The organism is Allomuricauda sp. ANG21 (assembly GCF_040705235.1).
Lineage (GTDB): Bacteria > Bacteroidota > Bacteroidia > Flavobacteriales > Flavobacteriaceae > Flagellimonas > Flagellimonas marina.
In genome coordinates this window covers 38,754-63,031 of record NZ_JBFCVT010000001.1, presented here as the reverse complement: position 1 = coordinate 63,031, position 24,278 = coordinate 38,754, and the positions used below count along the sequence as shown (strand labels likewise).

The 24,278-nt window shown below is 41.2% G+C and carries 23 protein-coding genes; 9 read left to right on the top strand and 14 right to left on the bottom strand.

Features of this window, described 5'->3' with window-relative positions:
* The first annotated feature begins 8 nt into the window (after positions 1 to 8).
* Positions 9 to 1,352, top strand: coding sequence for an aspartyl protease family protein (locus AB1A65_RS00330; protein WP_366584466.1), 1,344 nt, complete (start codon positions 9 to 11; stop codon positions 1,350 to 1,352).
* A 55-nt stretch (positions 1,353 to 1,407) separates the two neighbouring features.
* On the opposite strand, the gene AB1A65_RS00325 is transcribed toward AB1A65_RS00330, so the two are convergent.
* Positions 1,408 to 1,794: a DUF1573 domain-containing protein gene (locus AB1A65_RS00325; protein WP_366584464.1), complete on the bottom strand. Its 387-nt coding sequence runs from the start codon at positions 1,792 to 1,794 to the stop codon at positions 1,408 to 1,410.
* A 198-nt stretch (positions 1,795 to 1,992) separates the two neighbouring features.
* Between AB1A65_RS00325 and AB1A65_RS00320 the strand changes: the two genes are divergently transcribed.
* Positions 1,993 to 4,617 (top strand): valine--tRNA ligase, encoded by a 2,625-nt coding sequence (locus AB1A65_RS00320; RefSeq protein ID WP_366584462.1) that lies wholly within the window; start codon positions 1,993 to 1,995, stop codon positions 4,615 to 4,617.
* A gap of 87 nt (positions 4,618 to 4,704) precedes the next feature.
* The gene (locus tag AB1A65_RS00315) at positions 4,705 to 5,973 is read left to right on the top strand and encodes a sterol desaturase family protein (RefSeq protein ID WP_366584460.1); all 1,269 of its coding nucleotides are present in this window, start codon (positions 4,705 to 4,707) and stop codon (positions 5,971 to 5,973) included.
* Here AB1A65_RS00315 and AB1A65_RS00310 read toward each other — a convergent pair.
* The 6 genes from AB1A65_RS00310 to rsfS are packed head-to-tail and all read right to left on the bottom strand — an operon-like array spanning position 5,970 to position 10,710.
* Entirely contained in the window at positions 5,970 to 6,236 is a 267-nt protein-coding gene (locus AB1A65_RS00310) for an acyl-CoA-binding protein (protein WP_366585226.1), read from the bottom strand. The two genes, AB1A65_RS00315 and AB1A65_RS00310, sit on opposite strands and share 4 nt — an antisense overlap.
* Positions 6,226 to 6,897, bottom strand: a complete 672-nt coding sequence (locus AB1A65_RS00305; RefSeq protein ID WP_366584458.1) for a phosphatidylserine decarboxylase family protein — start codon at positions 6,895 to 6,897, stop codon at positions 6,226 to 6,228. Before AB1A65_RS00305 ends, AB1A65_RS00310 begins: the two co-directional genes overlap by 11 nt.
* Positions 6,887 to 7,690 carry a phosphatidate cytidylyltransferase gene (locus tag AB1A65_RS00300; RefSeq protein WP_366584456.1) on the bottom strand — a complete coding sequence of 268 codons (804 nt, stop codon included), beginning with the start codon at positions 7,688 to 7,690 and terminating at the stop codon, positions 6,887 to 6,889. The genes AB1A65_RS00305 and AB1A65_RS00300 overlap by 11 nt, the downstream gene beginning before the upstream one ends.
* Positions 7,691 to 7,694: 4 nt before the next feature.
* Positions 7,695 to 8,303 carry an LUD domain-containing protein gene (locus AB1A65_RS00295; RefSeq protein ID WP_366584454.1) on the bottom strand — a complete coding sequence of 203 codons (609 nt, stop codon included), beginning with the start codon at positions 8,301 to 8,303 and terminating at the stop codon, positions 7,695 to 7,697.
* Between the two features lie 58 nt (positions 8,304 to 8,361).
* Positions 8,362 to 10,326 (bottom strand): ATP-dependent zinc metalloprotease FtsH, encoded by a 1,965-nt coding sequence (ftsH, locus tag AB1A65_RS00290; protein ID WP_366584452.1) that lies wholly within the window; start codon positions 10,324 to 10,326, stop codon positions 8,362 to 8,364.
* A gap of 6 nt (positions 10,327 to 10,332) precedes the next feature.
* Entirely contained in the window at positions 10,333 to 10,710 is a 378-nt protein-coding gene (rsfS, locus tag AB1A65_RS00285) for a ribosome silencing factor (protein ID WP_366584450.1), read from the bottom strand.
* An 82-nt stretch (positions 10,711 to 10,792) separates the two neighbouring features.
* Here rsfS and AB1A65_RS00280 point away from each other — a divergent pair, with 82 nt between their 5' ends.
* On the top strand, positions 10,793 to 11,536 hold the full coding sequence (locus tag AB1A65_RS00280; RefSeq protein WP_366584448.1) for a biotin--[acetyl-CoA-carboxylase] ligase: 744 nt from the start codon (positions 10,793 to 10,795) through the stop codon (positions 11,534 to 11,536).
* Here the strand turns inward: AB1A65_RS00280 and AB1A65_RS00275 are convergent.
* The gene (locus AB1A65_RS00275) at positions 11,530 to 11,928 is read right to left on the bottom strand and encodes an SRPBCC family protein (RefSeq protein ID WP_366584446.1); all 399 of its coding nucleotides are present in this window, start codon (positions 11,926 to 11,928) and stop codon (positions 11,530 to 11,532) included. The genes AB1A65_RS00280 and AB1A65_RS00275 overlap by 7 nt on opposite strands.
* Positions 11,929 to 11,938: 10 nt before the next feature.
* Positions 11,939 to 12,577, bottom strand: coding sequence for an orotate phosphoribosyltransferase (pyrE, locus tag AB1A65_RS00270; RefSeq protein WP_366584444.1), 639 nt, complete (start codon positions 12,575 to 12,577; stop codon positions 11,939 to 11,941).
* A 7-nt stretch (positions 12,578 to 12,584) separates the two neighbouring features.
* Between pyrE and AB1A65_RS00265 the strand changes: the two genes are divergently transcribed.
* Positions 12,585 to 13,190, top strand: coding sequence for an NUDIX domain-containing protein (locus AB1A65_RS00265; RefSeq protein ID WP_366584443.1), 606 nt, complete (start codon positions 12,585 to 12,587; stop codon positions 13,188 to 13,190).
* Here the strand turns inward: AB1A65_RS00265 and AB1A65_RS00260 are convergent.
* The 5 genes from AB1A65_RS00260 to AB1A65_RS00240 all read right to left on the bottom strand — a co-directional run bounded on the left by AB1A65_RS00260 (position 13,180) and on the right by AB1A65_RS00240 (position 18,931).
* Positions 13,180 to 14,928: a M14 family metallopeptidase gene (locus AB1A65_RS00260; RefSeq protein WP_366584441.1), complete on the bottom strand. Its 1,749-nt coding sequence runs from the start codon at positions 14,926 to 14,928 to the stop codon at positions 13,180 to 13,182. The two genes, AB1A65_RS00265 and AB1A65_RS00260, sit on opposite strands and share 11 nt — an antisense overlap.
* Positions 14,929 to 15,020: 92 nt before the next feature.
* Positions 15,021 to 15,434: a response regulator gene (locus tag AB1A65_RS00255; RefSeq protein WP_366584439.1), complete on the bottom strand. Its 414-nt coding sequence runs from the start codon at positions 15,432 to 15,434 to the stop codon at positions 15,021 to 15,023.
* On the bottom strand, positions 15,418 to 17,262 hold the full coding sequence (locus tag AB1A65_RS00250) for a PAS domain-containing protein (protein WP_366584437.1): 1,845 nt from the start codon (positions 17,260 to 17,262) through the stop codon (positions 15,418 to 15,420). Before AB1A65_RS00250 ends, AB1A65_RS00255 begins: the two co-directional genes overlap by 17 nt.
* A 202-nt stretch (positions 17,263 to 17,464) precedes the next feature.
* A complete protein-coding gene (coaD, locus tag AB1A65_RS00245; RefSeq protein ID WP_366584435.1) occupies positions 17,465 to 17,923 on the bottom strand; it encodes a pantetheine-phosphate adenylyltransferase in 459 nt (152 codons plus the stop codon).
* A gap of 33 nt (positions 17,924 to 17,956) precedes the next feature.
* Entirely contained in the window at positions 17,957 to 18,931 is a 975-nt protein-coding gene (locus AB1A65_RS00240; RefSeq protein ID WP_366584433.1) for a D-alanine--D-alanine ligase, read from the bottom strand.
* A 77-nt stretch (positions 18,932 to 19,008) separates the two neighbouring features.
* On the opposite strand from AB1A65_RS00240, the gene AB1A65_RS00235 reads away from it, so the two are divergent.
* From AB1A65_RS00235 to AB1A65_RS00220, 4 genes are all read left to right on the top strand, one after another.
* Positions 19,009 to 19,599: a PASTA domain-containing protein gene (locus AB1A65_RS00235; protein WP_366584432.1), complete on the top strand. Its 591-nt coding sequence runs from the start codon at positions 19,009 to 19,011 to the stop codon at positions 19,597 to 19,599.
* Positions 19,599 to 20,627, top strand: a complete 1,029-nt coding sequence (locus AB1A65_RS00230) for an RluA family pseudouridine synthase (RefSeq protein WP_366584430.1) — start codon at positions 19,599 to 19,601, stop codon at positions 20,625 to 20,627. Before AB1A65_RS00235 ends, AB1A65_RS00230 begins: the two co-directional genes overlap by 1 nt.
* 89 nt (positions 20,628 to 20,716) lie before the next feature.
* Positions 20,717 to 21,478 (top strand): peroxide stress protein YaaA, encoded by a 762-nt coding sequence (yaaA, locus tag AB1A65_RS00225; RefSeq protein WP_366584427.1) that lies wholly within the window; start codon positions 20,717 to 20,719, stop codon positions 21,476 to 21,478.
* A gap of 175 nt (positions 21,479 to 21,653) precedes the next feature.
* Positions 21,654 to 24,200 carry a phosphoenolpyruvate carboxylase gene (locus AB1A65_RS00220; protein ID WP_366584425.1) on the top strand — a complete coding sequence of 849 codons (2,547 nt, stop codon included), beginning with the start codon at positions 21,654 to 21,656 and terminating at the stop codon, positions 24,198 to 24,200.
* Positions 24,201 to 24,278: the final 78 nt, after the last annotated feature.

Below are 24,278 nucleotides of genomic sequence, written 5' to 3'. Positions count from 1 at the left end.
TAAGTAAATTGAAAAAAAACAAGCTTTTTTTTGTGCTTCTTTTAATGTTGGTGCCCCTGATTGGGATGGCGCAGGGCTTTACTTTGCCCAAAAACCAGAAATTTCAAAAAATCAGGTTTGAACTGATTAATAACATTATAATCATCCCCTTGGATATTAATGGTACCGAACTCAAGTTTGTGCTGGATTCAGGAGTGAGCAGGCCCATTCTTTTCAACCTTTCCGATCAAGATTCCATTCCTATTAACAATGTTTCTGAAGTTACCATCCGTGGACTTGGTGGTGGTGAACCCATGAAAGCCTTGAGTTCGCAAGGAAACACCTTTACGTTGGGAAAGGCAAAGAACTATTCCCAAGATCTATATGTGGTTTTGGATAAGGGAATTAATTTTTCCACATCACTGGGAGTTGCTGTACATGGAATTCTAGGCTATGAAATTTTTAGGGATTTTATTGTTGAAATCAACTACAATGCTAAAAACATCAAGCTACATAATCCACGGCTATACGAACGCAAACGGCACAAAAAATCCCAAACCCTTCCCTTGTCCATCGAAAATAGAAAGGCCTATGTAGAGGGAACCGTATTGATTAAGGATTCTGAAAATATTCCAGTGAAATTACTGGTGGATACCGGAAGTAGTGATGCACTTTGGCTTTTTCATCAGCCTGAAAAGGGGTTGGAGATTCCAGAAAAGAACTACGAGGACTATCTGGGTCGTGGCCTGAGTGGTGATATTTTTGGAAAAAGGACCAAAGTTAGTGGTGTTAAAATTGGTGATTTTGAACTAAAAGATGCCAAAGCGGCTTTTCCGTATCGCGAATCATATGGGTTCATAGAAAATTTAGGGGACCGTAACGGAAGCGTCGGAGGTGAGATTCTTAAACGCTTCAATATTACCTTTGACTACCGAAACGGGCTGGTCTCCTTTAAAAAGAACGGTAATTTTAAGACACCCTTCCAGTATAATTTGGCAGGGATAGACCTGCAGCATAATGGGTTGCGCTATATTGCGGAAAGCATTGCGGGCCTAGATGGCGTGGTCAGGGAAGATGACAACTCAACCTTTGGTAACGTACAGATTCTCTTGGAGAACAAAACCCGATTAAGCCTTGTGCCTGAAATCATTGTGTCAGGTATTAGAGCGGGGAGTCCGGCTGCTGAGGCTGGTCTGCGCGAAGGTGATGTAATTTTAGCCGTTAACGGCAAACGGATACACCGCTACAAACTTCAGGAAATCCTCAAAATGCTCAATGAAAAAGAAGGCAAGCGCATTAAGGTGCTTATTGAGCGCTATAACAAGGATTTGTTGTTCACTTTCGTACTGAAAAAGGTGTTCGACGACGACTAAAAAGAAAAAGCCCCGAAATTTTTCAGGGCTTTTTTTAACATAATTTCTTTTCCACTTATTTGGCTCCTTCGGCCTTAACAGTTCCTTTTATCTTAAGAACCTTTGTTGGCGTATCCGCATTTGATGTAACAGTGATGGCCTTTCTGATAGGACCAACTCTGTTGGTATCATATTTTACCTCAATCTGACCTGTTTTGCCAGGTAATATAGGCTCTTCAGGCTTTTTTGGAATAGTGCATCCACAGCTAGATCTAACATTGCTGATAACTAATGGTGCTGTTCCTGTATTGGTAAATTCAAATACACGGACTCCATTACTGCCTTTGGCAATATCACCGTAGTCAATGGTCTCACTCTTAAACTCAATCTTAGCAGCTGTATCTTGGGCATGGATTCCTAGGGAAAGCAACCCAACAAACAGCATAAGTACAGTTTTTTTCATTTTTTTGGTTTTTGGGTGAACTTCAAATGTAGATGAATTATCACCTGCATCCAAAATTCTTTTGTTATGTAATAACGTTACTTATTTTTGTTTCGTATTTCGGGATTGGTCAATAGCTGAAGAATAGCATTAATTTAACGTTACGCTTTCCTTACAAAAACCAATCCGTATCCTATAAACAAAAATTATACCGAAATAATGGAAATTCCATCAAAATATGAGCCCAATAGGGTGGAAGGGCATTGGTATGCCTACTGGATGAAGCACGATTTTTTCAGTTCAAAACCTGATGAAAGGGAGCCGTATACCATAGTCATTCCCCCGCCAAACGTGACCGGCGTGCTGCATATGGGGCACATGCTCAACAATACACTGCAAGATGTGCTTATCCGAAGAGCACGGCTTTTGGGCAAGAATGCCTGCTGGGTGCCCGGAATGGACCACGCTTCCATTGCCACAGAGGCTAAAGTAGTGGGAAAATTGAGGGAGGAAGGCATCAACAAGGCCAATCTTTCCCGTGAGGACTTTTTAAAGCATGCTTGGGATTGGACCAACAATTATGGAGGGGTCATTCTACAGCAATTGAAGAAATTGGGATGCTCTTGCGATTGGGACCGCACAAAATTCACCATGGATGACGATATGTCAGCCTCCGTGATCAAAGTTTTTGTGGATTTATACAACAAAGGGTTGATTTACAGGGGATACCGAATGGTAAACTGGGATCCAGAGGCGAAAACGACCCTTTCAGATGAAGAGGTAATCTATGAAGAACGACAAGGAAACCTGTATTATTTGGCCTATGCCATAGAAGATTCAGAGGAAAAGGTGATTATTGCCACTACACGGCCCGAGACTATTTTGGGGGATACCGCTATCTGCATCAACCCTAATGATGAAAGATATCGCCATTTACGAGGGAAAAAAGCGATTGTTCCCATTTGTAATCGTGTTATTCCCATTATTGAAGATGAATATGTGGATATTGAATTCGGTACGGGCTGCTTAAAGGTGACCCCGGCCCATGATGAGAACGACAAAAACTTAGGTGATAAGCACAATTTGGAGGTAGTTGATATTTTCAATGAAGATGCCACCTTAAACTCTTTTGGGCTTCATTATGAAGGAAAGGACCGTTTTGTGGTGCGAAAGGAAATCTCTAAAGAATTGGAAGAAAAAGGTTTCTTGGTCAAAATTGAACAACATTTGAACAAAGTAGGCACTTCGGAACGCACCAAAGCGGTGATTGAACCGAGATTGTCCGATCAATGGTTCCTGAAAATGGAGGAATTGGCCAAACCGGCACTAGAGGGGGTATTGAAAACCAACGATATCAAGTTTTATCCCAAAAAGTTCGACAATACCTATCGGCATTGGATGGAAGGTATCCGTGATTGGAACATTTCCCGACAATTGTGGTGGGGTCAACAAATACCGGCCTATTATTATGGCGATGGTCAAGATGATTTTGTAGTGGCTGAAACCAAGGAAGAGGCACTAAAAATGGCCCAAGCCAAGAATCCAAAAATCCAAGAATCTGATCTGCGTCAAGACCCGGATGTCCTTGATACCTGGTTCTCTTCTTGGTTATGGCCCATGAGCGTTTTTGGTGGTATTTTGGAACCTGATAATGAGGAGGTCAACTATTATTACCCTACGAACGATTTGGTGACCGCACCCGATATCATATTCTTCTGGGTGGCACGGATGATCATGTCTGGATACCACTACCGGGGCAAAAAACCTTTTGAGAATGTCTATTTCACAGGACTTGTTCGCGATAAACAGCGAAGAAAAATGTCCAAGCAATTGGGAAATTCCCCAGATGCCCTTAAACTTATTGAGGATTTCGGGGCCGATGGCGTCCGTGTGGGACTCTTATTAAGTTCATCTGCAGGGAACGATATCATGTTCGATGAAACCCTTTGTCAGCAAGGCGCCAACTTTGCCAATAAAATTTGGAATGCCTTTCGTTTGATAAAAGGTTGGGAGGTTGCTGAAATAGAACAACCCGAAGCTTCAAAAATTGGAATTGAATGGTATACCTCCAAGTTGAACCAGACTTTGGCCGAGATTGAAGACCATTTTTCAAAATACCGAATTTCAGATGCCCTAATGGCCATTTATAAATTGGTCTGGGACGATTTCTGTTCATGGTTGCTGGAAATTGTAAAACCTGTCTACCAACAACCTATCGACAAGACCACTTTTGATGCGGTCATCCAGCTTTTTGAGGAAAACTTGAAATTATTGCATCCTTTTATGCCGTTCTTAACTGAGGAGGTTTGGCAGCATATCGCAGAGCGAACGCCAGAGAATGCATTGATTGTGGCCAAATGGCCCGAAGTGGGGCATGCGGACAAATCTTTGATTTCTAATTTTGAATTTGCCAGTGAAGTGATTTCAGGGGTGCGTACCATCCGAAAGGAAAAGAACATTCCGCAGAAAGAAGCTTTGGAACTCTTTATGCTCAATACCGAAAAAGTGAGTGGACAGATGAACGCCATCATCCTAAAATTGGCCAACCTTTCAACATTGGAAACGGTAGATTCAAGTTTAGACGGCGCTTTAACCTTTCGAGTGAAAAGTAACGAGTACTTTATCCCCATGGGCGGAGCCATTGATGTTGAGGCTGAAATTCAAAAGATTACCGAGGAACTCAACTATACCAAAGGCTTTTTACAATCAGTCCAGAAGAAATTGAGCAACGAGCGATTTGTGAACAATGCACCAGAGCAAGTAGTGGCCATAGAGCGCAAAAAGGCGGCAGACGCCGAAGCAAAAATAGAGACCTTGGAAAAGAGCTTGGAAAGTTTGCGGTAAACTCTGGTGAGCCTTCCATTGTTTTATCCATGCGTTTTATCAATTGGGGATGGTTGGTATATTCTTCTTTTTCATATATTTAGGAATATGGAAACCTACGCCACCGCTTTGTTGTACGCCACCCCATTTTTTCTGGGTTTGGTTCTGTTTGAAATAGGCTACGGCCATTTTGTAAAGAACCAAAAGCATAATGTCATGGACACTGTAAGCAGCCTCAGCTCTGGGCTTACCAATGTGGTCAAGGATTCGTTGGGTCTTGGGATAATTTTGGTATCCTATCCATTTTTATTGGAACATTTGGCCCTTACAGAGATTAAAGCGACTTGGTTGGTCTGGGTTATTGCCTTTGTGGTTTTGGATTTCGCAGGGTACTGGAACCACCGCCTGAGTCACCATATCAACTTTTTTTGGAACCAACATGTCATTCACCATAGCAGTGAGGAATTTAATCTAGCTTGTGCCTTGAGGCAGCCTGTTTCCAACCTCTTGGGGTATTTTGCACTTTTATTGATTCCCGCCGCACTATTGGGTGTTCCGCATGAAGTAATCGCTGTTTTGGCCCCAATTCATTTATTTGCTCAGTTTTGGTACCACACCCAGCATATTGGTAAGATGGGGTGGCTGGAATATGTTATTGTAACCCCATCACAACATCGGGTGCACCACGCCATCAATGCGGAATATATCGATAAAAACCTAGGTCAGATTCTTTGTATTTGGGATCGAATGTTTGGCACCTTTCAAGAAGAATTGGATGAGGTGCCTCCACAATACGGCGTACTAAAACCCGCTCAGACTTGGAATCCGATTGTTATCAATTTTCAACATTTATGGCGGTTGATACAGGACGCTTGGCGCACCAACAATTATTGGGATAAGTTTAGGATTTGGTTTATGCCCACGGGTTGGCGACCATCCGATGTGAAAGAAAAATATCCAGTACAGATTATTGAAGATGTCTATAACTTCAGAAAATATAAACCCGATGCTTCCAATGCACTAAAAGGGTATTCCATTTTTCAATTGATTGTTACCACAGCAATGATGCTGTTCATGTTCTACAATTATTCAGATATTGGTTTTGATGGCCTTCTTCTTTTTGGAGCATTTGTCTTTTGTGGTGTTTACGGATTCACCACATTGATGGATAGGGCCAAGTATGCCGTTTGGATAGAAGTTTTAAGGGGACTCGCGGGTTTACTCGTGATTTTTATGACAAACGACTGGTTTGGACTCCATGCCTACTGGTCAACAGGTAACTATTTTGTGGCATTCTACTTTGTCATCACTATTTTTGGTGGTATCTACTTTACATATTTTGAGAAATCCTATGTGGCGTCCAAACTGGTGTCCTAAAGATTCCGCACCTCAGAATCGACAAGCTCAATATATTTTTCCATGGCTTCTTTTATACTTATATTTTTTGCTTGGAACAAAGCATTCGCTTTAAACGCATTGATCAATGGAGTTCTACTGCCTGGATTGTCATAATTTTTATTGGCAATCTTAAAGTAGGCGTATAATTTTAGCAAAAGATCGGCAGGAAGCGGTTCGGTATACCCATTTACAAAGGCCACCGCATCATTAAATCGATTATTTAGATCTTCATCATTGGTCATCATCATCTTTTCTATACGAAGCGATACAGGTTCGGGCGCCAGTTACCTTTTGTCCCAGTTTTACCGTAATATTACAGTTTAGGGGCAATAGTAAATCCACCCTAGAGCCAAATTTAATGAACCCGGCATCTTGGCCTTGGGTCACTTGTTCTCCTTCTTCGGCATAATTTACAATGCGCCGGGCCATGGCCCCTGCAATTTGTCGATAGCCTATTTCACCAAATTTAGGGGTGTGCAGAACAATAGTGGTACGTTCATTGTCCGTGCTTGATTTGGGGTGCCAAGCCACCAAGTATTTTCCTGGATGGTATTTGGAATAGGTTACCGTTCCACTAGCAGGATATCGGGTAACATGGACATTCACGGGCGACATGAAAATGGAAACCTGCTTGCGTCTATCCTGAAAATATTCAGGTTCGTCCACTTCTTCAATAACGACCACTTTTCCGTCCACTGGAGCCAGAATTTCATCAAAATTCGGCGTGACCAGTCTTTTGGGGTTTCTGAAAAACTGCAGTATGGCCACAAGAAGGATAAAAGCCGCTATCTGCACAACAAATCGCACCCATTCCACCTCAATATAGAACTGTGCGGCCAAGATGGCAGCTACTACCACGAAAAAAGTGAAGATGATTATTTTTTGTCCTTCTTTATGAAACATATGAGAATATATTAAGTACTAAATAGGCAAATGGGGCTGCAAACACCAAGCTATCCAATCGGTCCCAAACCCCACCATGTCCGGGCAAAATTGCCCCACTGTCTTTTACACCCGCCATCCGCTTGAATTTGGATTCCAGTAAGTCTCCCAAACTGCCGGAGATTACGATTACGGTAGCCAAACCCATCCATTCCATTAGCGATAATCTGGTTTCGTACCAAGACATGATGTACGCGGTTATCAATGCAAAAATAAGACCTCCCAAAGAACCTTCAATGGTTTTTTTTGGAGAAACTGCAGGATATAATTTTGTTCGGCCTAATGTCCTTCCCACCAGATATGCAAATGTATCATTTACCCAAATCAGTATAAAGATGCCCATGATAAGAAATTGGGCAAAATCATCATCTTTATAAGGAATCATGGTTAGAAATATACAACCCCCTCCAATATACAGGACTGCAATTACAAACTTTTGAAAATCTGAAAATTTTTTGTGCTTTTTGGAAAAGAGGAACATGAGCAAGGCCAAATCTACCGTTATGGTGAGCAGCATTAATAAGGTCACCGCTGTTTTGTCCTGAACCAAGTAGATGAAGGCCCACCATAGTGCCAAATAGGCAATGAAAATGTAGTATCCCTTTAGGCGCACAATTCTCTTGAACTCATAAAGACAGGCTAGCCCAAATACCATAAACAGAAAATCGAAAGCGTCCGAGCTTAAAAAAACCGACCCCAAAAGAAGCACCACGTAGATGACCCCTGTAATGGAGCGCCTAAGAATTTCTTTCATGTTATCAATAGTCTTCTAACAGTAAAAGATATACATTTTTTGATGCACTGCCGTAGGAAAGGAAATCATCTTTGTTTTCCGGGGTAGGTTGGAAGTGCTTCAGCGTGGTAATGTTGTTGGGAATATTTTTTTGATAGCGCTCCTTGATTATTTTCAAGGCCTCGCTAATGGAATCCACCAATTGGCTTGTAGTGGCAAAGACAATAAGGTTTGAGGGGAGTTCATCCAGTTTTTTTTCCTTGATTTGGTTGGAACACACCAAAATGGAACCATTGTGGGCCACCAAATGCTCACAAGTGGTGAAGAAAATATCACTCTCTTGCCGATTGTCCGTGAATTCAATTTTTTCTGAAGCAAAACGAGTCTCCAACTGTGGATTCATGGAGTAGAAAAGATGGCTTTGCCAATTGTTCTCAGAAATAATGCTTTTCAACGCATCGGAAACTTCTGCAAAATCTTCGCAGTAAATGAACTTGCCACCATTTTTTTTAAAGTAGATGGTAAATTTTTCATCCACGGGAATTTTTAAATCAGGCATATGCTCTCCACGGGTTTCCAAAGTTTCCTTAGAAACCTTTTTTCCTCCTCCAAAAAGCTTATTAAAAACTCCCATTTATGGTATCAAGTGCTTTTTTTCAATATCAATTTATACGTCTAACTGAACTTGAATTTTATTTTGCTTCTTCTTCTTCTTCTTCTTCTTCTTTCAATTCTTCTTTCTCGAAGGGCCTCTTGCCAAAAATCTTTTCCAAATCGTCCTTAAAGATAACTTCTTTTTCCAAGAGTCTGTCAGCGAGCTCAGTGAGTTTGTCTTTATTATCGGCCAATAATTTAATGGCACGTTGGTACTGCTCCTCAATCATCTTGGAAATTTCCAAGTCGATTTTTTGTGCGGTTTCCTCACTATAAGGCTTGGTGAAACCATACTCGTTCTGCCCGGAGGAATCATAATAGGTAATGTTCCCCAATTCATCATTAAGGCCATATATGGTGACCATGGCACGAGCTTGTTTGGTTACTTTTTCCAAGTCGCTCAAGGCTCCGGTGGAGATTTTGTCGAACATGACCTTCTCAGCGGCACGGCCACCCATTGTAGCGCACATTTCGTCCAGCATTTGCTCAGGTCGAACAATCAATCGCTCTTCTGGAAGGTACCAAGCGGCACCCAAAGATTGTCCACGTGGCACAATGGTGACTTTCACCAAAGGTGCGGCATGTTCCAGCATCCAACTTACGGTGGCGTGACCTGCCTCGTGGTAAGCAATGGTCTTTTTCTCCTCTGGAGTGATGATTTTGTTTTTCTTTTCCAGTCCACCCACAATTCTATCCACAGCATCCAAGAAATCTTGCTTGGTGACCGCTTTTTTCTCCTTTCGGGCGGCGATTAAGGCAGCTTCGTTGCAAACGTTGGCAATATCGGCACCGGAGAAACCAGGGGTTTGTTTGGCCAAAAAGTCCAAATCAAGGGTTTCAGCAGTTTTGATGGGGCGAAGGTGTACTTCAAAAATTTCTTTTCTTTCGTTAAGGTCAGGGAGGTCCACGTAGATTTGACGGTCAAATCGTCCGGCACGCATTAAGGCCTTGTCCAATACATCGGCACGGTTGGTAGCGGCCAATACAATAACGTTGGTATTGGTTCCAAAACCGTCCATTTCGGTCAATAATTGGTTGAGTGTATTTTCACGTTCATCATTAGAGCCGGTAAAGTTGTTCTTTCCTCTGGCACGTCCAATGGCGTCAATTTCATCAATAAAAATAATGGCTGGCGATTTATCCTTGGCTTGTTTGAACAAATCCCGTACCCGTGATGCACCCACACCAACGAACATTTCCACAAAATCAGAACCAGACAATGAGAAAAAGGGAACCTTGGCTTCACCGGCAACGGCTTTGGCCAACAAAGTCTTACCGGTTCCAGGAGGGCCTACCAAGAGGGCTCCTTTTGGAATCTTACCACCCAAAGAGGTGTATTTATCAGGATTTTTAAGGAACTCCACAATTTCTTGGACTTCTTCCTTGGCACCTTCTAATCCGGCTACATCCTTGAAAGAAGTTCTGGTATCTGTTTTTTCGTCGAAAAGCTTTGCTTTGGATTTTCCGATGTTGAAAATCTGACCACCAGCCCCTCCTCCAGCACCGCCGGACATTCTTCGCATCAGGTAAATCCAAATACCGATAATCAAGGCAAATGGCAGCAGGGAGAGCAATAGCTCACCCAATACATTGGATTCTGTATCAAACTCAATGATGGTATCTAAATTGTTCTCTTTCTTTATCTCGGTGATTTCATTCTGAAATATCTGAAGGTCGCCATAATCCAGAACATATTGTGGTACTAGACCTGTGCTCGGAAAAAGCGGCTTTTCGGCAACACCTTTGTGCACATCCTTTTTTAAGCCCTCTTCGGTTAAAAAAACCTTGGCCTGACGTGTATTGGTAATGATGACGATTTTATCAATGTCACCATTTCGTAAAAACTCTTGAAGTTCGGAAGTTGTGGTTTTTTCAGTATTCGTGAATGTACTGCCTCCAAAAAATTGGAAGCCAATAATCAAAGCGATGACCACACCATAAATCCACCACGAACTAAAACGAGGTTTCTTAGGAGCGTTATTTGGATTGTTTTCTTTTGCCATTGTTTTTTAAGAATTGTAGCTGCTCTCCACTAGGGTTACTTTAGCATCTCCCCAAAGCCCCTCAATGTCGTAGAATTCCCTGATGTGTTTTTGAAATACATGTACTACAACATTTACATAATCCATTAAGACCCATTCTGCGTTCTCAGAACCTTCAATGTGCCAAGGCTTATCATGTATGGCCTTGCTCACGGTCTTTTGAATGGAGGAGACAATTGCGTTTACATGCGTATTGGAAGTACCATTGCAGATTATAAAGTAGTCGCAGACTGTGTTTTCGATTTCCCTAAGATCAAGTAGATTTATGTCAACTCCTTTAACGTCTTCAATCCCATTCAAAATTAAGGCAATCAGTTCATCTGCGCTTGCTTTCGTTTTCTGCATTCAAAAATTTTAGTTTTTACAAAGTTATGTTTTTTTTGCTTTCTTAGCCTTAGTATTTAACATATCATAAAGCCGTACCACATTGGGAGAGCTACCACGAATAATCAAACTTGATGCCACGGACTCCACAAATCTGTATTTAAAGGGTCTTTTACGGTCCAAAAATGCTTTGGACCATACGGTGGTTGTGGCTAAAAATCAGTTGAAGGGTAGGGGGCAAATGGGGTCTTCTTGGCAAACTGAAGGAGGTAAAAATTTGACATTCAGTATATTAAAAAGATTTGACGCACTTCAGGCCGCACATCAATTTAATTTGAACATCTGTGTTTCCTTGGCCGTTTGTGATGTGCTTGCGGAATTTGCCATACCCAATGTCAGTGTAAAATGGCCCAACGACATAATGTCAGGTTCACAGAAAATATGTGGCATATTAATAGAAAACATCATGAAAGGACAGTTGGTGCAGCATTCCATCATAGGAATTGGATTGAATGTAAACCAAACCTCCTTTAAAAATTTGGAAAAAGCAGGTTCATTGAGCTCGGTAAGTGGGCGTATTTTTGATTTGAATGAGCTCCTTCACAAAATTTTGGAACAAATGGAACATCGTTTTAAAGGCATTGAACAAAAAACCGTCATCCAATTATTGCCTTCCTATGAACGTCTTTTATTCCGAAAGGACAAGCCATCCACCTTTACAGATGTCAATGGCGAAATGTTCATGGGATTCATCCGAAGAATATCCGGCTCTGGCAAGCTAGTTTTGGAACTCGAAGATCATATCTTCAAGGAATTCGACTTAAAAGAGGTTACCTTGCTTTACTGACCTATTTTATCCATGTTTGATGACAATGTTTCCATGAAATTGGTAATAGGAGTTTTAATCATCATGGCCATCATGGCATTGAACTCGCCTTCAAAACTCAGTGCCACCTCACTTTCATTATCGCTCAATGCGGTAATATCGCCCGTTAAGGTAAATGGAAGCTTATCACTTGCAGCTCCAAGGATTACCTTTTCATGTGGAATTTGTTCTTTTAGCCGCAACGTAATTTCGGGCATGCCCTTTAGGGCAAACTTGAAGGTTTTTTCGTCCAAAACTTCAAATTTGTCAATATTTGCAGGCATGAGTGTCTCAAAGTTTTTGATGTCGGTAAGAAAATCAAAAACTTCCTTGTCGCTTTTAGTTATTTTCTTTTTAGGGACTTCAATGTGCATGTTTGAAGGATTATTTCCATTGCTGTGGATTGGATTTCCACTGCAAAAGGGTTTTTAATTGTGATTCTTTGACATAGTGGGTTTCAGAAGCCTGTTCAATAAGGTGCTCATAATCTGAAAGGGTATGGAGTTCCACTTCTTCTTTTTCAAAGTTGGTGGTTGCCACAGGAAAACCATAGGTGAAAATGGCCAGCATACCTTTTACGTTGGCACCACTTTCTTTTAACGCCCGTACGGCATTGAGGCTGCTTTTTCCAGTGCTGATAAGGTCTTCAATGACCACAACAGTTTGGCCGGATGCCAAATTGCCTTCGATCTGGTTCTGTCTTCCATGGGATTTGGGTTCTGGTCTCACATAAATGAATGGTAACCCAAGGGCTTCGGCCACCAAAATACCGATACCAATGGCCCCAGTGGCCACTCCTGCGATGACATCAGGTTTGCCGTATAGGTTTTCCACCTGTTTGGCCATCTCTTCACGAACAAAATTTCGGATTTCAGGATACGAGAGCATTATCCTGTTGTCGCAATAAATTGGGGATTTCCAACCCGAAGCCCACGTAAATGGATTTTCGGGTTCCAACTTAATTGCATTAATTTGTAAAAGCAGTTCTGCTGTTTTTTTAGCAATTCCCTTATCTAAAACCATTGCGCAAATGTATGAAGTTTTTGTTAATGAGTCCCCACTGATTTTAACAAACGAGCGCCCAAAAAATTCCAATGGAAATCTCTTTTCACTGGAAGAGGATTCCATCATAAAAGTCATAGAGTCGCTGGCAAAGGGAAAGTTGAAGAAGGCTTACATCTACCATCCAGATATTCTAAAGTTAATGAAGATGTTCAGGCATAAAATTCCCGTGGTGGCAGCCGGAGGTGGTTTTGTGACCAATCCAAAGGGGAAGGTTCTATTCATCTTTAGAAATGGGAAATGGGATTTGCCCAAGGGCAAGGTGGACAAGGGCGAAACTATTGAGAATGCCGCTTTACGTGAGGTGGAAGAGGAGACCGGGGTGAAGGACCTCGTTATTGATAAGTTTCTACGGACCACCTACCATATTTTTAAAAGGGCTGGGGAATACCAGCTGAAAGAGGTGCACTGGTTTGCCATGTCCACTTCATATAAAGGGAAACTGGTGGGCGATAAATCAGAAGGTATCGTAAAGGTAAAGTGGAAAGGCCCCAAAAAAGCAGCAAAGGCCCTGGAAAACTCCTATCACAATATTAAGATATTGTTTGAGGAAAATCCCAAACCTATGGCTTAGCCAAAATATTGGCGGCTTCGCTGTTTTTGGCAATTCTATATACCGGATAGTTCATATAGGCATCCTCCAAATATTTGGATTGATGAAAAATCCAATCCAATTGGGCATACCAATTTTCAGCGAAATCTTGTTCAAATTCTTTTTTGAACAGAAAATTTTGCCGCAACACCGAATCTTTCTCCAGCATTTCCAAAGCAACGTCTTCAAAAACATAGGGTGAAAATCCTTCCTTTTGTTGAAGTACGGTATCAAAAAAATTCCAATTGAAGAACGAATCCACGCCTTGCGGTTCCAAGGTTTCCAAAATATACCGGATACCTGTCTGTGCGGTTGGCACCACAATATCTCCGGCTCTAAAACGAACTTTCTTGGAATACTTCTTCACTTGGGTGTTATAGTGCAGATAATGTCCCTCATAAGGCATATCCCTAGTTTGGAAATCAGCAATTTTATAAGCCTCAATGGTCAGAGTGGTATCCTTTTCCAATTTAAAATAATTGATTTTGTTGGCATCCAAACGTTCAATTACCTTTTGCCAACCTTGTTTTAGGATATAGCCAGCAGGAACCGTAATCGTATCCGCGGGATAAAAATAATTTCGGTATACAGTTTCTTTGGTGAAAGGTCTGTCGCGGTCATATTTTAATCGAGGTAATCCAGTGACCTCGCTTTGTAAGCGGTCGGCTTCAAATCCTTTAAAATTGAGGGTGGTGGTTTGTGTGGTGTCCACTGTCCAATTAAAGTAATATTCCGAACGGTTTGGGTTGGCCTCGATTGTTTCCCTTCGAAGGGATTTAATGGTGTCATGCTCTTTTTCCACTACATCAATCAGACTTTCCATAAGGGCGTATGTGCCTTCAACTCGCTGTTTGTAAGGTTTTAGCATATGGGTCTCAACCATAAGGCCCAAGGTGTTCCAAAGTGCAGTGTACCCGGTTGAATACCTGGGGTGGTCCATAAATTGACTGAACCCAAGTTCTGGCGGAACATTGAACACATTGACGTATGGGGTAATATCCCAATCTTTTTCAGCAAGTGCATTTTCTAGATCGGGCATAAACTCTTTGTGTAGAAATTCTCCCAATTCACCTCCCAATTTATTGTGCTGGGTGAACAAATGGGTCAACGTATACTGATAATCGGCACCGTTGCTCACATGGTTGTCGATAAAGACATCGGGTTTTACCAAATGGAATATTTCAGCGAAGCTTTTGGCATTCTTGGTATCCATTTTAATGAAATCCCGGTTAAGGTCATAGTTCTGTGCGTTGCCCCTAAACCCATATTCCAATGGTCCGTTCTGGTTGGCCCGGGTGTTTAAGTTTCTATTGAGTGCCCCACCTATATTATAAATGGGAATGGTGACCAATATGGTTTTCTCTGGGGGTTGCAATTTTTCTGTAGCCAAATCCCGATAGAGCAGCATGGTTGCATCTATGCCGTCACTTTCACCGGGATGGATACCATTATTGATCAGGATGATGGATTTTTCCTTTCTGACATTTTCAAAGTTGAAATCGCCATCTGGATTAAAAGTGACCATGTGGAGGGGATAACCACTGTCTGTTTTACCGATGGTGTGGATGTTGATTTCGGGAAAGTCGCGGGCTAGCCTTATGTAGAATGCAATAGTCTCTTCATATGTAGCGGTTTCCAGACCGTTCGAGGTTTCGTAGAACGTTTGGTAGGATGCTACTTGGTCCTCTGTTTTCGTCTCACAGGATACCAGTAGTAACACAAGGGGGATAAAGACGTAGCGTACCAAAATAGTATAGCTCTTTTAGAATGGAAAAAATTCAGTTAAAAGCTTAAAAATACGGAATATTATGATCAGGAAGCAAGGTCGATGCAATCCAAATCCGTAGGCTCGATTTTAAATATAGGTTTGTTCTTGAAATTGAGAATATGTAGGCATTTGGCCTTTGCCTCATTCCATTTTTGATAATCCAATGGATCTATGGAGGACGTAATCATGTTGATGATGATTTTTTCCGATAGATTCAATTTCATTACCTCATCCAAAAAATCCCATCCATCCATAATGGGCATGTTTATGTCCAAAAATATTACCTCTGGAATATCACCTCCTCCTTCCATTCGTTGAATGATGGAGTCCAAGGCTTCTTTTCCATTTTGGAAAATTTGAACATCTTCACAAATGGCAACGGGCTTCAACATTTTTCGTATACCAAAAACCGTTATTGGATCATCATCCACGATAAATATGCTATTCACTTTCTTCATTAAAATACACATTGAATGTAGTACCCTTACCTACTTCACTATTAACTGTTATACTTCCGCCCATGGCCTCTATTTGGTTCTTAATAATATAAAGACCAAGCCCGCGAGCCTCTTTATTGTTGTGGAACGTTTTGTACATCCCAAATATTTTCTCCCCATATCTTTCTAGGTCAATTCCCAGTCCGTTGTCCGTGAAACTGAAGATGACCGTCTTATCTTGTTTGCATGCGTTTGTGGTGATGACTGGTTTTCTACTGGGATTTTTGTATTTCACCGCGTTGGTTATCAGATTGAGTATAATACTATCCAAATAAGCTGGAACACTCTGAACCAATACATCTTTTGGCACGTTATTGTGGATTTCCGCTTCGCTTTGACCCAATAGGGCAGAAAGATTTTTTTCAACCCGTGTTACACTTTCATGTAGGTTCATCGGTTTTTTCTCCAAATTAACATTCGTGTTGATGTCAACTATTTGGTTAAGGTCCTCCAAAGTCTCCATAAGATCATTTGAAGCACCACAAAGCATGGTTGTAATGCGCTCTTTTTCGGCTTCATCCTCTTCTTTTACCAAAAATTCCAATAGCATTGAGAAGTTGGCAGAGTGGGATCTAAGGTTATGGGAAACAATATGCGCAAAGTTGATTAACTTCTTGTTTTGTAGCGATGTAACATTGATAAGGTTCCTTAATTGATCCTCCTTCTTTTTTAATCCAGAAATATCTATGCTGATTCCAATAATCCCATTTACCTTGCCTTCCAAATCAAGTAGTGGTATTTTTGAAGTCAAAAAATGAGTGGTTTCCCCATTTTTTCGGATACATAGCGTTTCTTTACCCAGCATGGGTTTTTGGGACCGCATCACTTCCAAATCCTCATCCCGCGAGATTCTGGCACTCTCCTTGGTATAGAGGTCAAAATCTGTCGTCCCAATCAGCTCTTCTTGGCTTTTTTCTAAGTACTCGCATTCAGCTTTATTGACCAAAATTTTTCTGGAATCTGTATCCTTGATGAATACGTTCATTGGAATATTGTCAATAAGTGTGGTCAAAAGTTGTTGACTCTCCCGGGTCTGCATTTCGGTTAAAACCTGGTCATGGATATCTTGAAATGTGCCAAAAAGCTTTACAATCTTCCCGTTTTTTTCAATAGGCTTCCCCGCGGCTTTTATCCATCTTTCTTCTCCGGTGGCTGTAATTATGGTCAGTTTCTCGTTAAAAGAGACGCCTTCTTCCAGTGATTTATGAAACAGCATGGATATCTTGTTCCTACTATATCCTTGCTTGTAAAAAGTAATGGCTTCGTTTACTTTGGGCGAGTATGAAGAGGGTACTTTATGAATCTTTTTGGTCTCTTCGCACCAAAAGAGTTGCTCCGAGGCTAAGTCATATTCCCAAAAACCTACTTTTGCCACTTCAGATATTGCTTTTTGCAGGTTGGTTACCCTGTCCAATTCAATCTCCTTTTGAATCTCTTCCGTAATGTTTTGGGTCTGAATAATGGAACCGACTAAATTTTCTTTTTCGTCGTACCATGGGGTAAAGGTATTTTCATACCACAGTTCAGAAGAACCCTCACCTTTGCTGAATCTGCATGTGTGGGTGATGCTTTTGCCGATACATTCTTTTAAGCTTTTTCCACACTCTTGATTAAAGTTCTTAAAAATATCATGAATACGAATGCCGGTGTCAGTTTTTGGACAAAGACCAAAGGTATGCAGCCAAGAATCCGAAGCATCAACAAGAATGCCATCGGTGCCTACAAGTGCAGTTGCCGTAGGAAGTTGTTTCAGTAAGTAATGTTGGGCAATACTCTCAACTGTTTTCAAAACACGGGGGTTATTAGGAAAACTTTCTTAAAATTAAGAAATTTCTGACCAATGTAAACGTATTGATTTTTCTTACTTATTAATTGTTGTGAAAAGGCTCAAAAATGTTGTTTTATTGATAAATGTCAAGGTTTGATTTTTATAAGGGCAACAGATTTAACTACCAACGTTATGGGAAGTGTTACAGAAAAAGAGGGAAAAATTAGGATTTTACTATGACGGTATCGGGCACCAAACCTGTGTAATCACCCCCATTTCTAATGACATCCCTAACAATGGAAGAACTGATGTAGGATTTGCCTGAGGAGGTCAACAAAAAGACCGTCTCAATTTCTGAGAGCTTTCTGTTGGTATGTGCTATGGCTTTTTCAAATTCAAAATCCGCAGGGTTGCGAAGCCCCCGTAAAATAAAATCAGCCCCAATTTTTTTACAAAAATCTACGGTTAGACCTTCATAGGTCACCACTTTGATTTTGGGTTCATCCTTGAAAGCCTCTTTTATGAACTTGGTGCGCTCTTTCAAAGAAAACATGTATTTCTTGTCGGCATTTATCCCGATGGCGATAACCAATTCATCAAAAAGCGTTATGCCCCTTTTTATGATGTCATAGTGTCCTAAGGTTAGAGGGTCAAAGGAACCAGGGAAGATGGCGCGTCTCATGGATGGCAAAGTTTGTTTAAAAATACTGATTTTCTACCGTAAAGCCTCTACAATGGCACTGGTAAATAATTCTTTCAAAGATATTCCAGCTTCCTGAGCTTGTTTGGGAAGAATGCTTTCCTCGGTAAGTCCTGGTGTGGTATTGACTTCCAATAAATACGGGGTTTCATCGATAAAGATGAACTCACTTCTGGAATACCCTTTCAAGCCTAAGGTTTTGTATATGTATTCTGCCCAGTACCTAACATTTTCTTCTTGTTTCGAGGAGATTCGGGCAGGGGTTATTTCCTGTGATTTCCCTTGATATTTGGCCTCAAAATCAAAAAAATCATTTTCAGAAACAATCTCTGTGATGGGCAGCACTGTAATTTGATTTTTGTAGGTGATAACCCCCACAGAAACTTCAATGCCATCCAAAAATGATTCAATGATTACTTCGTCATCTTCTGAAAAAGCGTTGTCCAAAGCATTGTTTAGCTCTTCTTTTTTATAGACTTTGGAAATTCCATAGCTGCTGCCAGCCCTGTTGGCCTTAACAAAACAAGGAAGCCCTACCTTTTTCACTATGGCATCCTCGTCTATGGCATCACCCTTATCCAAATAATAAGACGCTGCACATTTAACCCCATACGGTTTAAGCGTGCTCAGTAAATCCCTCTTGTTGAAGGTAAGTGCGGCTTCGTAATGGTTACATGAGGTTTGCGGGATGCCCAACAATTCAAAATAAGCCTGAAGGAGACCATCTTCTCCAGGGGTTCCATGAATGGCATTAAAAACACAGTCAAAACTGATTTTTGTGCCTTGGAGTTCTAGACTGAAATCTGACTTTTCCACAGGAAACTCCTCATCCGAATCATTAAGATAAACCCATTTGTCCTTGGTGATGACAATTCGGTATGGATTGTATTTTTCACTATCCATGTAACGATAAACCACGTTACCGCTCTTTATGGAAATTTCATACTCGCTGGAATAACCGCCCATTACAATGGCAATGTTTTTTTTCATTGGCTTATCGAATCGCTCAGTCAAAATAAAGAAAAAAGGACGGGCTTTCCTATATTTGTCCACATAAGGCATTTCGCATGAAGCAATTTTTGAATTTTTTAAAGAGCAAGACATTCTTCATTCAGCTAGGGTTGGCTGTTGTGGCTGTTGTGGTGTTGGTCCTTATTGCCCTGCAATGGTTAAAGAGCACCACCAACCATGGCGAATTTGTTGAGGTCCCGGATTTCTCTAAAATGTCCGTATCTGAAATGCGAACAGCAGTGGAAGAAGCTGGACTTCGCTATCAGGTGTTGGATTCATCCAACTATAATCCAGATTATCCCAGATTCTCAATTTTAGAACAAAATCCCCATGCCGGAAGCAAGGTGAAGTCCAACCGAAAAATTTATTTCACGGTGAACCCATCGGGCTATAAAAAAGTAAGTGTGCCAGATATCATCCAAGTGACCCAACGTAATGCAGCCTCTATGTTGCGGGCCGTTGGTTTGGAGGTAGAACGAGTGACCTATATTGATGAACTTGGAAAGGATATGGTCTACAATATGAAGCACAAGGGAAAATACATTAAGCCCGGGGATAAATTGCCCAAAACTTCAAAAGTTGAGCTTATCTGCGGTAACGGAACCATTCCCGGCAGTGCACGCGTACAGGCTGATTCCCAAGAGTAATGGACGATTCTGAAAATCAAGAACTATCCCAAGATGAACTTTTTGAGCATTATAAATTTGTGGCTTCAAAAGGGCAGGAACCTTTGCGGGTCGATAAATTCTTGATGAACTTTATTGAAAATGCCACCCGAAATAAAATTCAACAAGCAGCCAGGGAAGGCCATATTTGGGTGAACGGGTCCATCGTAAAACAAAATTACAAGGTAAAGGCAGGAGATGAAGTAAAGGTGTTGTTTGAGCATCCGCCCTATGAGTTTTTGCTCACCCCAGAGAATATTCCATTGAACATCGTGCATGAGGATGACGCTCTCTTAGTGGTGAACAAACCTGCAGGAATGGTGGTGCATCCCGGTCACGGAAACTACTCAGGCACTTTAATTAATGCCCTTGTCTATCACTTTGATAACTTACCCAACAATAGCTCGGAGCGACCCGGTTTGGTACATCGAATAGACAAAGACACTTCCGGACTTTTGGTGATTGCCAAAACCGAAACGGCGATGACCCACTTGGCCCAGCAGTTTTTTGAAAAAAGCAGTGAGCGCGAATATGTCGCTCTGGTCTGGGGCAATGTGGAGGAAGATGAGGGCACCGTGGAAGGCCATATTGCTCGAAATCCCAAAAATCGATTACAGATGATGGTCTTTCCGGATGGTGAGGAAGGAAAAGAGGCCGTGACCCACTTCAAGGTTTTGGAACGGTTGGGTTATGTGACCTTGGTTTCATGTCGATTGGAAACCGGACGAACTCATCAGATTCGAGTGCACATGAAGTATATTGGCCACACCCTGTTCAATGATGAGCGTTACGGAGGGGATAAAATTTTAAAGGGCACTACCTTTACTAAATATAAACAGTTTGTGGAAAATGCCTTCAAGGTTTTGCCCAGACAGGCCCTACATGCCAAGACCTTGGGCTTTGAACATCCAGTGACAGGCGAGTTTATGCGTTTTGATTCTGAACTGCCGGAAGATATGATCAATTGTATCGAAAAATGGCGTGGATACGCCAAACACAACGAATCATAGTTTCCTTCAATCTTAAGATTGAAAACACCTTTGGCATATCATGGCACAATACCAAAAACCTCGCTATTTTTACTAAAAATTAGTTTCTAATGAAAATTGTAGTATCACCGGCCAAGTCGCTCGATTTTGAAACCACTTTGCCTACATCTCAATATACCCAGCCTCAATTTTTGGAACAATCTGAAAAATTGAATGGCATCCTAAAAAAGAAAAAGCCTAAAGCGTTGTCCAAGCTGATGTCCATTTCAGATAATTTGGCCGAGCTGAATTGGGAGCGGAACCAACAGTTTTCATTGCCATTTACCTCAGACAATGCCAGACCAGCGGTATATGCCTTTAACGGAGATGTGTATCAAGGACTGGATGCCTATACTATTCCAGAAAAGAAGCTGGCTGACTTGCAGGACACCCTTCGCATTCTCTCAGGTCTATATGGTATTTTAAGGCCCTTGGATTTAATTCAACCCTATCGTTTAGAAATGGGCACCCAATTAAAAGTGGGGCGAAAAAAGAACTTGTACGAGTTTTGGCAAAAACCAATCACAGATTATTTAAATGATGAACTGGAGGATGATGAGCTGTTCGTCAACTTGGCAAGCAACGAGTATTTTGGAGCCATAGATGAAAAAAAACTCAAAGTTCCCGTCATAACACCAATTTTTAAGGATTGGAAGAACGACAAACTCAAAATAATCAGTTTTTTTGCCAAAAAGGCTCGGGGTTCCATGGTGCGGTATATTTTGGATAACAAAGCCAAGAGCTTAGACCACATTAAAGGGTTTGATTATGACGGATATGTGTTTAGTGCTGAACATACCCTTAAGAAAAATCAACCCGTGTTCATTCGGTAATTTCTGCAATTTTCTCTCCGAGATTTAGGGGAAACTTCTTTTAAAAAAACAAGACAAGGTGTTAGGTTTGTGGAACACTTGTCTTAAATTGTGATACAACCAAATTTAATCCTCAGATTAGGCTTTTCTGCCGATCTTTGGATGTTCAATCTAAAAAAATATAACACCGAAACCCATGCAGCAGTCCAGACGATTAGAAGAGTTTAAAAAATCGGTAACCAATAAGTTCAATATATACAACAGCTTATTTTTAAGTTTGCCCTACAAGAACATTGAGAATGTGGGTATGCTTATCCCACTCTTGCTTGATCAATGTGAAAAAGGTCTTAAGGAAGGTAAAGAGCCAAAAGAGATCTTGGAGGTCTTCTTTTCCAATTTTGTGAACATTCAAGATGAAAGGGAGCGTCTGGATTTTATGTTTCGTATTATTCAATACGTGGAGCGTCAAGTAGTGCTTTATGACAGTGTTGAGGACTCTGCTTTTCCAAAACTTCAGAAATATAGCAGCTCATTGACCATCAAGGATTATTTTGAGTTGGTAAACCGTACCAAAAACTGGGACAAGGTTTCTAAAAAGTTGTCAACCTTTAGTGCCAGAATTGTTTTAACGGCCCACCCAACACAATTTTACACTCCAGCTGTATTGGACATCATATCCGAATTGCGTTCACTTATTGACGAAGACAGGATTTACGACATTGATGTTACGCTTCAGCAATTGGGGCTTACATCATTGATTAATGCAAAGAAGCCAACGCCGTTGGATGAGGCAAAAAACATTATTTACATTCTACGGAATACCTACTACGATGCAGTTGGGGAATTATATCAGTATGTAAAAAGCAATATTAGGGATGCTGATTTTGAGAACTATAACCTCATGAAATTAGGCTTTTGGCCTGGAGGGGATCGCGATGGAAACCCATTCGTCACATCGGAAATTACCAAACAAGTGGCTGATGAATTGCGGTTGACCTTGATGAAATGCTATTATAATGAATTGAAGGGTCTTCGCAAGAAATTGACCTTCAAGGGTATGCAAGGTGGCCTTAATGCGTTGAGCGGTAAACTGTACAATGCCATGTTTGACCCCAAAGCACCGATTTCCTATGAGGAGATTGTTGAGCATTTACGGGATGTGAGAGAAAAGCTGGTGACCAACTATCACGAGCTCTATTTGGATGAATTGGATAAGTTCATTGACAAGGTCCATATTTTTAAGACCCATTTTGCCACTTTGGATATACGCCAAGACCATAGCAAGCACTTATTGGTTGTGGAAACCATATTGAAGCAAAAAGGGGCGATTACAGAAAGTATCTCCGAGCTTAAGGAAAAAGAACTCATCAAATGGTTGTTGAAAGAAAATATCACGTTAAATGCGGATGATTTTGAGGATGATATTGTAAAGGATACCATTACCAATATTAAGCAATTGGGCGAGATTCAGAAAAAGAATGGTGAGGATGGTTGCAACCGATATATCATCAGTAACTCTGAGGATATTTTTTCCGTTTTGTTTGTTTTTGGATTGTTTAGATGGTGTGGATGGGATGAAAAGGACATCACCTTTGACATTGTTCCGTTGTTTGAGACCATGAAGGGTATGGACGTTTCAGAAGAAGTGATGCAAACGCTGTTTGATATTCCTTCGTATCGGAAGCATTTGGAACGAAGAAATGAGACCCATACCATCATGTTGGGCTTTTCGGATGGTACCAAGGACGGAGGTTACCTAAAAGCTAACTGGTCTATTCTCAAAACCAAGGAAACCTTGAGCAAAGTCTGTAAGAAGAATGGAATCAAAGCCATTTTCTTTGACGGTAGGGGAGGACCACCAGCAAGAGGAGGAGGTAAGACCCATAGGTTCTATGCGGCCCAGACCAAAGATGTGGCCAACCATGAGATTCAGTTGACCATCCAAGGGCAGACCATTACCAGTACCTACGGTACTAAAGAGCAGTTTATGCACAACTCGGAACAGTTGCTCACCGCTGGATTGAGTAATAATATCTTTGGAAAAGAATTGGTTATTTCAGGAGCCCAGCGTAAGTTGATGGAAGAACTTTCAGAACTCAGTTTTGATAAGTACGATGCCCTAAAACAACACGAGAAATTTATTCCTTACTTGGAAAATAGAAGTACACTAAAATATTACACAAAGGCCAATATAGGAAGTAGACCAGGCAAGCGCGGCAATAAGGCACAACTGACCCTTTCCGATTTAAGGGCAATATCCTTTGTAGGCTCTTGGAGCCAGTTGAAGCAAAACGTACCTGGATATTTTGGTTTGGGAACCGCGCTTCAGAAATTGAAGGATGAGGGCAGGCTCAATGAAGTGAAAAAACTGTACAGAGAGGTGCCATTTTTTAAAGCATTGATGCTCAATAGTATGATGTCCTTGGCCAAAACCAATTTTAATCTCACCAGCTACATGAAAGAGGATCCTGAATTTGGGGAATTTTGGAATATTTTGCATGATGAATTTGAACTCTCCAAAAAGATGCTCTTGCAGATATCAGGGTTAAAAATACTTATGGAGGATGAAGCAGTTTCCCGCGAATCTGTAAAAATCAGGGAAAAGATTGTGTTACCGTTGTTGGTCATTCAGCAGAATGCGCTGTACCACATTACGCAGAATTCAGAATTCAAAGATTTGTATGAGAAAATAGTGACCCGTTCCCTGTACGGAAATATCAATGCCAGTAGAAACTCGGCATAAAAAAATTATTATGGGTTACAACGTCACCCTGAACTTGTTTCAGGGTCGCACAAGGATTGTAGCATCTAATTTTGGCAA